This window comes from Mesorhizobium sp. M2A.F.Ca.ET.039.01.1.1 (genome assembly GCF_003998035.1).
Classification (GTDB): domain Bacteria; phylum Pseudomonadota; class Alphaproteobacteria; order Rhizobiales; family Rhizobiaceae; genus Mesorhizobium.
Genome location: NZ_RZRY01000337.1, coordinates 1 through 6,858, shown reverse-complemented (window position 1 = coordinate 6,858; position 6,858 = coordinate 1). Strand labels below are relative to the sequence as shown.

Sequence of the window (6,858 nt, the reverse complement as noted above, 5' to 3'; positions counted from 1 at the left end):
ATTTCGAGCCGCTCGACATGGCGACCGTACCCTCGCTCGCCAACCAGCCGGCGGATGCGCTGGTGTCCGGCACCTACCGCGCCGACAAGAAGGTCTATTCGCTGCCCTTCGCCTCGCAGACGCTTGGCCTGTTCATCAACAAGGACGTCTTCGCCAAGGCGGGGCTGACGCCGCCGACCACCTGGGACGAGTTCATCACCGTCAGCAAGGCGCTGAAGGAGAAGGGCATCTATCCTTTGGCTAACGGCATGGGCACCAGCTGGTTCAACGAAATGTTCGTGGCCATCTTCACCAACCCGTTCCTTGGGCCCGACTTCGTCAGCGACCTGACCAGCGGCAAGACCACCTTCAAGGATCCGCGCTATGTCGCGGCACTCGGCAAGCTGCTCGAGCTGCGCCCCTATATGCCCGACGGCTTCGAAGGCATCGACTATGAGACGGCCGGCCAGCTGTTCCTGAGCGGCAAGGCGGCGATGCTCGCCGGCGGCAGCTTCGACATCGCCACCTACCGGTCGCAGAACCCCGCCATCAACATGGACTTCGTCGCCCCGCCTTTGGCCAAGGCCGGCGACACGCCGCAAGTCACGAAATTCTTCGACGGCGGCTACGCGGTCAATTCGAAGTCGGCCAACAAGGAAGCGGCGCTCAAGCTGGTCAACTGGATGGGCACCAAGGAGTTCGGCGACAAGTTCTCGGCGCTTCTCGGCAACATCTCGCCGATCAAGGGCGTCGTCATCAAGGACGAGCTTCTGTCACACGTCGCCAAGTTGAACGAGACGGCGATGCCGCATATCAATGTCGTCTATTTCCGCTTCGAAAAGCCGACGGCATCGGAATTGCTGCAGGGCGACATCACCAAGATGATGTCGGGGTCGATCACGCCGGACCAGCTTGCCGCCGACCTCACCGACGGCCTCGCCAAATGGTACAAGCCGTTCCAGGGCAAATGAGATGGCAGACGGCTGGCGCCACACAGCGAAACCTTTTGCATGGCGCCGGTCGCTCTGGATTGCCGCGCTGCTGACGCCGGCGCTGCTGGTCATGGTGCTGTTCGTGCTATGGCCGCTTTTGTCGGCCTTCCGCTTCGCCTTCTATGAGTTCAACGGGCTCAGGCCATCCGGCTTCATCGGGCTCGAAAACTTCCGCCAAGTCCTGTTCGAAAAGCCCTATAGCGACTGGACCTGGAATGCGTTCAAGCACAATGTCATCGCCTTCCTGGCGCTGATGGTCTTCGAGAACGGCACCGCCTTTCTGATCGCCTTCGCGCTGCTCAAGGCCTTGCCGGGCCATCGCGTCCATCAGGTCATCGTCTTCCTGCCGGTGGTGCTGTCGGCGGTGATCGTCGGCTTTCTGTGGAAGCTGTTCCTGCATCCGCTGTTCGGGCTGGTGAACCAGCTGCTCGGCCTGGTCGGCATCGGCGTCATTCCGTGGCTCGGCAACGAAAATACCGCGCTCGGCAGCATCCTCTTCGCCAACATCTGGCACTGGCTGGGCTTCCCGACGCTGGTGCTGCTTGCCGGTATGCAGCGCATCAGCAAGGACGTGCTGGAAGCCGCTCGCCTCGACGGCGCCGGCGACTACGCGCTGATGACCAACATCGTCTGGCCGTTGATCGCGCCCAGCGTCACCATCGTCACCATCCTGACCTTCATCGGCAGCTTCAACTGGTTCGAGATCCCCTATGTCATGGCCGGCCTGACCGGTTCGCCGGGCGGCTCGACCGACGTGCTCGGCCTCTATTTTTACCGCACGGCCTTCGGCAGCACGACCACCGGCATCCAGGATTTCGGCCAGGGCAGCGCGCTGGCGGTTCTGATGTTCATCTTCGTCGCCGGCGTCACGGCAATCGCCCTGCGCTACCTGCGCCGCCGCGAGATCGAGCAGTGAGGGATCGCGGCGAGACGATCAGGAACGGCGCCATCCAGCTCTTGCTGGCGGTCAATGCCGTCATCATGATCTATCCGCTGTTCGTCATGGTGGCCTCGTCGTTCAAGACCAACGCCGAGATCTTTTCCTCGCCGCTTTCGCTGCCGACGCATTTCTCGACCGCCAATCTGGAGAAGGTCTGGACCGAGACCAATTTCGTCCGCTATCTGGCGAACTCGGTCGGCATCACCGCCGCCTCGGTCGCGCTGATCCTGATGTTCAGCACACTCGCCGGCTACGCCATCGCCCGCTACCGGTTCCGGCTGAGCTCGCTGGTGCTGATGTTCTTCCTGAGCGGCATGACTGTGCCGCTGAAGCTGGCGATCATTCCGCTGTTCATCCAGCTCGACACGCTCGGCCTCGTCGACAGCTATTTCGGGCTGGTGCTGGTCTATGTGGCGATGGGCATCCCTTCGGCCGTCTTCATCATGACCGGCTTCCTGCGCACTCTGCCGCGCGAGCTGGAAGAATCCGCCCGCATGGACGGCGCCAGCGAGCTTCGCATCATGTGGTCGATCATGCTGCCGCTGGCGCGGCCGGCGCTGGTCATCGTGGCGATCCAGAACGCGGTGCCGATCTGGAACGACTTCTTCTTTCCGCTGGTCCTGATCACCTCCGACAATTTGAAGACACTGCCGCAAGGGCTGACCGTGTTCGTCGGCGAATTCACCACCGACTGGGGGGTGCTGTTCACCGGGCTGACACTGGCGGCGCTGCCGATTACCGTGCTCTATATCGTGCTGTCGAAGCAGTTCATTTCCGGCATCACGCAAGGCGCGGTCAAATAGGCGAGGTCAAAGAGCGAAGAGATTGAGGCATCAAAAGTGGCGAACCGGAACAAGATCATCATCACCTGCGCGGTCACGGGCTCGATCCATACGCCATCGATGTCGCCGCATCTGCCGGTGACGGCCGAAGAGATCGCCACCGCTGCGATAGAGGCGGCCGAGGCGGGTGCGGCGATCGTCCATCTCCATGCGCGCAATCCGGTGGACGGCCGCCCCGACCAATCGACCGAGGCCTTCGCGCCTTTCCTGCAGGTCATCAAGCAGCGCTCCAACTGCGTCGTCAACATCACCACCGGCGGTGCCGCGACGATGAGCGTGGAGGAGCGTGTGAGGCCGGCGAAGGTCTTTGCGCCCGAGGTCGCCTCGCTCAACATGGGCTCGATGAATTTCGCGCTGTTCCCGATGCTGGAGCGGTTCAAGACCTTCGAGCATGATTGGGAGCGGCCCTATCTCGAATCCTCGCGCGACCGCATCTTCCGCAACACTTTCGGCGACATCGAGCACATATTGCGAACCTGCGCCGACAACGGCACGCGTTTCGAGATCGAATGCTACGATATCGGCCACCTCTACACGCTGGCGCATTTCGTCGAGCGCGGCCTGGTCAAGGCGCCGTTCTTCGTCCAGAGCGTGTTCGGCATCCTCGGCGGCATCGGCACGCATCCGGAAGACGTCGCGCACATGAAGCGCACGGCCGACCGCCTGTTCGGCAACGACTATCACTGGTCGGTGCTGGGCGCCGGCCGCCATCAACTGCCGATCGCCACGCAGGCGATTGCGCTCGGCGGCAATGTGCGGGTCGGCCTGGAGGACTCGCTGTGGATCGGCAAGGGCAAGCTCGCCCGCTCCAGCGCCGAGCAGGTGACCAAGGTGCGCCAGATCATCGAAGGCCTCGGCGCCTCGATCGCCACGCCCGACGAAGCGCGGCAGATCCTGCAGCTCAAGGGCGGGGATAAGGTCGCGTTCTGACCGAGTTCGCACTCGCAAGACAGCGTCGAAGGTAACCAACACTTCGAGTTGCTCTGAAAAGGAATGGAAATAACTTGCCGCCGCCATTGGTTATTCCGATCGGCTGCGTTATCGCTTGTGCATGTTTTTCTCTATTGCCACCACGCATCGTCCAGCCACGGATCTTGGTTTCCTGCTGCACAAGCACCCGGACCGCCTGCATGAGGCCGAGCTGTCCTTCGGCAAGGCATGGCTGTTCTATCCGGAGGCCAGTGACGAGCGTTGCGAGGCAGCGCTCCTGCTCGACGTCGATCCGATCGGGCTGGTCAGAGGCAAGGGTCAGGCGGATGGGCTGCTCGACCAGTATGTGAACGACCGGCCCTATGCAGCATCGTCCTTCCTGTCCGTAGCGCTCAACAAGATGCTCCGGACGGCAATGACCGGCATCTCCAAGGAACGCCAGCAATTGGCCGACACCGATCTGCCGCTGGAGGCTGTCGTGGCGCCCTTGCCGTTGCGCGGCGGCGAGGCGTTGGTGCGGCAGCTGTTCGAGCCGCTGGGCTGGACCGTCGACCTGACCCCGATCGAGGCCGCCGGCGCCAGCAACGGAGGGCTGCGCTACGGCCATCTGAAATTGTCGGGGCTCGGCCGGCTGAGCCACCTGCTCAACCACCTCTATGTGCTCATTCCGGTGATGGACGACGCCAAGCATTACTGGGTCGGCGACGACGAGGTCGACAAGCTGCTATCCAGGGGTGCCGGATGGCTGGAGCACCACCCGGCCAAGGAACTGATCGCTCGCCGCTATTTGCGCAACCGATCGGTTTTGGCCCGGGCGGCCCTGGCGCGCCTCGTCCCCGAAGCCACGGCCTCGGAGGCGCCAGCCGAAACCCGCCGCTCCCCTGAGGAGACGCTCGAGGCGCCAGTCCGACTGCACGACCGGCGCTTGGACGCGGTCGTCGAGGCCATCCGCGCGAGCGGCGGCAAGGTTGTCGCCGATCTGGGATGCGGCGAAGGCAAGCTGCTCGACCGGCTGGTGCGCGAGCGGTGGGTCCAAAAACTGTTCGGCTTGGACCCTGCGGTCCGCGAGCTCGAGTGGGCGGCAAGGCGATTGAGGCTGAATGAAGCCGGCGGCCCGCCGGAAGGGCGCGTCACGCTGCTGCATGGCTCGCTGACCTATCGCGACAATCGCTGGGCCGAAGCCGACGTCGCTGTATTGGTCGAGGTCATCGAGCACTCGACCAGGACAGGCTGCCTCTGGTCGAGCGGATCGTCTTCGGCGAAGCCGCGCCGAAGACGGTGATTGTGACAACGCCGAACGCCGATCACAACGCGCTTTTCAGCGGTCTGGAAGCAGGCGCCTTCCGTCACCCCGACCATCGCTTCGAGTGGAGCCGTGCCGAGTTCGAAGCCTGGGCGGCCAAAATCGCGGAGACCTACAGCTATGTCCCCGCGATCAGCGGCATCGGCGATGTTGATCCCAGCTTCGGCGCGCCGACACAGATGGCGGTGTTCACCCGATGAGGGACATCAACAAGACAGATCTGGAGATCCCGGATTTCGCCCTGGTCGTGCTGATAGGCTCGACCGGGTCCGGCAAGTCGACTTTCGCCGCCAGACATTTCCTGCCGACCGAGATCGTCTCGTCCGACCGATGCCGAGAGCTGGTCTGTGACGACGAGACCAATCAGGATGTGTCGGCCGACGCTTTCGAATTGATGCGCGACATCATCGGCAAGCGGCTGAAGCACCGCAAGCTGGCTGTCGTCGACGCCACCAATGTGCGGGCGGCCGACCGCAAGGCCTGGATCGAGCTAGCGCGCAGGTGGCATGCCCTGCCCGTCGCGATAGTGCTCGATCCCGGCGTCGATGTCTGCGTTGCGCGTAACGCGAAGCGGCCGGACCGTCCATTCGGCGCTGGAGTGGCCCAACGCATGACGATGGAGATCCGCAAAGGTCTCGGCGGGCTGCAGCGGGAAGGCTTTCGCCAGGTGTGGAAACTTGGCAGTGAGGCCAGCATCGACGCGGCGAACGTCTCGCGCCAGCCGCTTTGGACCGACAAGCGTCACGACGCCGGCCCCTTCGACATCATCGGCGACGTGCATGGCTGCGCCGAAGAGCTTCAAGTCTTGCTGGGCAAACTCGGATACAGCCTTACATGGTCTGAGCATCGCGGCGAACGTAGTGTCGTTGTGTCGCCTCCGGAAGGCCGCAAGGCAGTCTTTGTCGGCGATCTTGTCGATCGCGGCCCCAACACACCCGACGTGCTGCGCATTGCGATGAGCATGGTCGCCGCCGGCACCGCCTACTGCGTCCAGGGCAATCACGAACGCAAGCTTGGCCGCTGGCTGGAAGGCCGCAAGGTAGTGATCGCTCACGGCCTCCAGCAAACGATCGACCAGCTGGAGACCCAGGATCGCGGACTTAAGGAGGCGCTGCCGGCCTTCCTCGACAGTCTGCGCAGCCATGTCTGGCTGGACGGCGGCCGGCTGGCGGTCGCCCATGCCGGCCTCAAGGAGGACATGGTCGGACGCGGCTCGGGCGCCGTGCGCGAATTCGCGCTCTATGGCGAGACGACCGGCGAGATCGATGAATTCGGCCTGCCGGTGCGGGCCGATTGGGCGGCCGCCTATCGCGGCAAGACGGCGGTCATCTACGGCCACACGCCGATGCTGTCGGCCGAGTGGGTCAACAATACGCTGTGCATCGACACCGGCTGTGTGTTCGGCGGCAAGCTGACCGCGCTTCGCTGGCCGGAACACGAGCTGGTCGAGGTGTCGGCAATCCGCACCTGGTCGGAGCCTGTGCGTCCTCTTGGCCCGTCAAACCGGGGAAAATCGGCTCAGGCAGACGCTGACGGCGTGCTCGACATCCAGGACGTCTCCGGCCGGCGCTGGATCGAGACCGAGCTGAAAGGTCGGATCGTCGTGGCCGAGGAAAATGCCTCGGCCGCGCTCGAGGTGATGAGCCGCTTCGCGGTGGCGCCGCAATGGCTGGTATACCTGCCGCCGACGATGTCGCCGTCCGAGACAAGCGGTCATGCCGGCTGGCTTGAACGCCCGGAAGAGGCTTTTGCTTACTTTCGCGAGCGCGGCGTCGCCGAGATCGTGTGCGAGGAAAAGCACATGGGTTCGCGGGCGATTGTCGCGCTCTGCCGGACCGTGCAGGCAGCGCGCAGCCGCTTCGGCGTGTCAGG

At 63.8% G+C, this 6,858-nt stretch carries 7 protein-coding genes; all 7 read left to right on the top strand.

Annotation, left to right across the window (positions count from 1 at the left end):
- A partial coding sequence (locus EOA24_RS22785) for an extracellular solute-binding protein (RefSeq protein WP_127410091.1) occupies window positions 1-950 on the top strand: 950 nt, incomplete at its 5' end.
- Between the two features lies 1 nt (window position 951).
- Window positions 952-1,887 (top strand): sugar ABC transporter permease, encoded by a 936-nt coding sequence (locus tag EOA24_RS22780; RefSeq protein ID WP_126081764.1) that lies wholly within the window; start codon window positions 952-954, stop codon window positions 1,885-1,887.
- The gene (locus EOA24_RS22775) at window positions 1,884-2,714 is read left to right on the top strand and encodes a carbohydrate ABC transporter permease (protein ID WP_126081763.1); all 831 of its coding nucleotides are present in this window, start codon (window positions 1,884-1,886) and stop codon (window positions 2,712-2,714) included. Before EOA24_RS22780 ends, EOA24_RS22775 begins: the two co-directional genes overlap by 4 nt.
- A gap of 36 nt (window positions 2,715-2,750) precedes the next feature.
- Complete coding sequence (locus tag EOA24_RS22770) at window positions 2,751-3,683, top strand: 3-keto-5-aminohexanoate cleavage protein (protein WP_126059869.1); 933 nt, start codon at window positions 2,751-2,753, stop codon at window positions 3,681-3,683.
- Window positions 3,684-3,804: 121 nt separating this feature from the next.
- Window positions 3,805-4,965 carry a 3' terminal RNA ribose 2'-O-methyltransferase Hen1 gene (locus EOA24_RS22765; RefSeq protein ID WP_245466986.1) on the top strand — a complete coding sequence of 387 codons (1,161 nt, stop codon included), beginning with the start codon at window positions 3,805-3,807 and terminating at the stop codon, window positions 4,963-4,965.
- Window positions 4,966-4,967: 2 nt separating this feature from the next.
- A complete protein-coding gene (locus EOA24_RS43205) occupies window positions 4,968-5,186 on the top strand; it encodes a hypothetical protein (protein ID WP_245466984.1) in 219 nt (72 codons plus the stop codon).
- A partial coding sequence (locus tag EOA24_RS22760; protein WP_127410090.1) for a polynucleotide kinase-phosphatase occupies window positions 5,183-6,858 on the top strand: 1,676 nt, incomplete at its 3' end. The genes EOA24_RS43205 and EOA24_RS22760, both read left to right, overlap by 4 nt.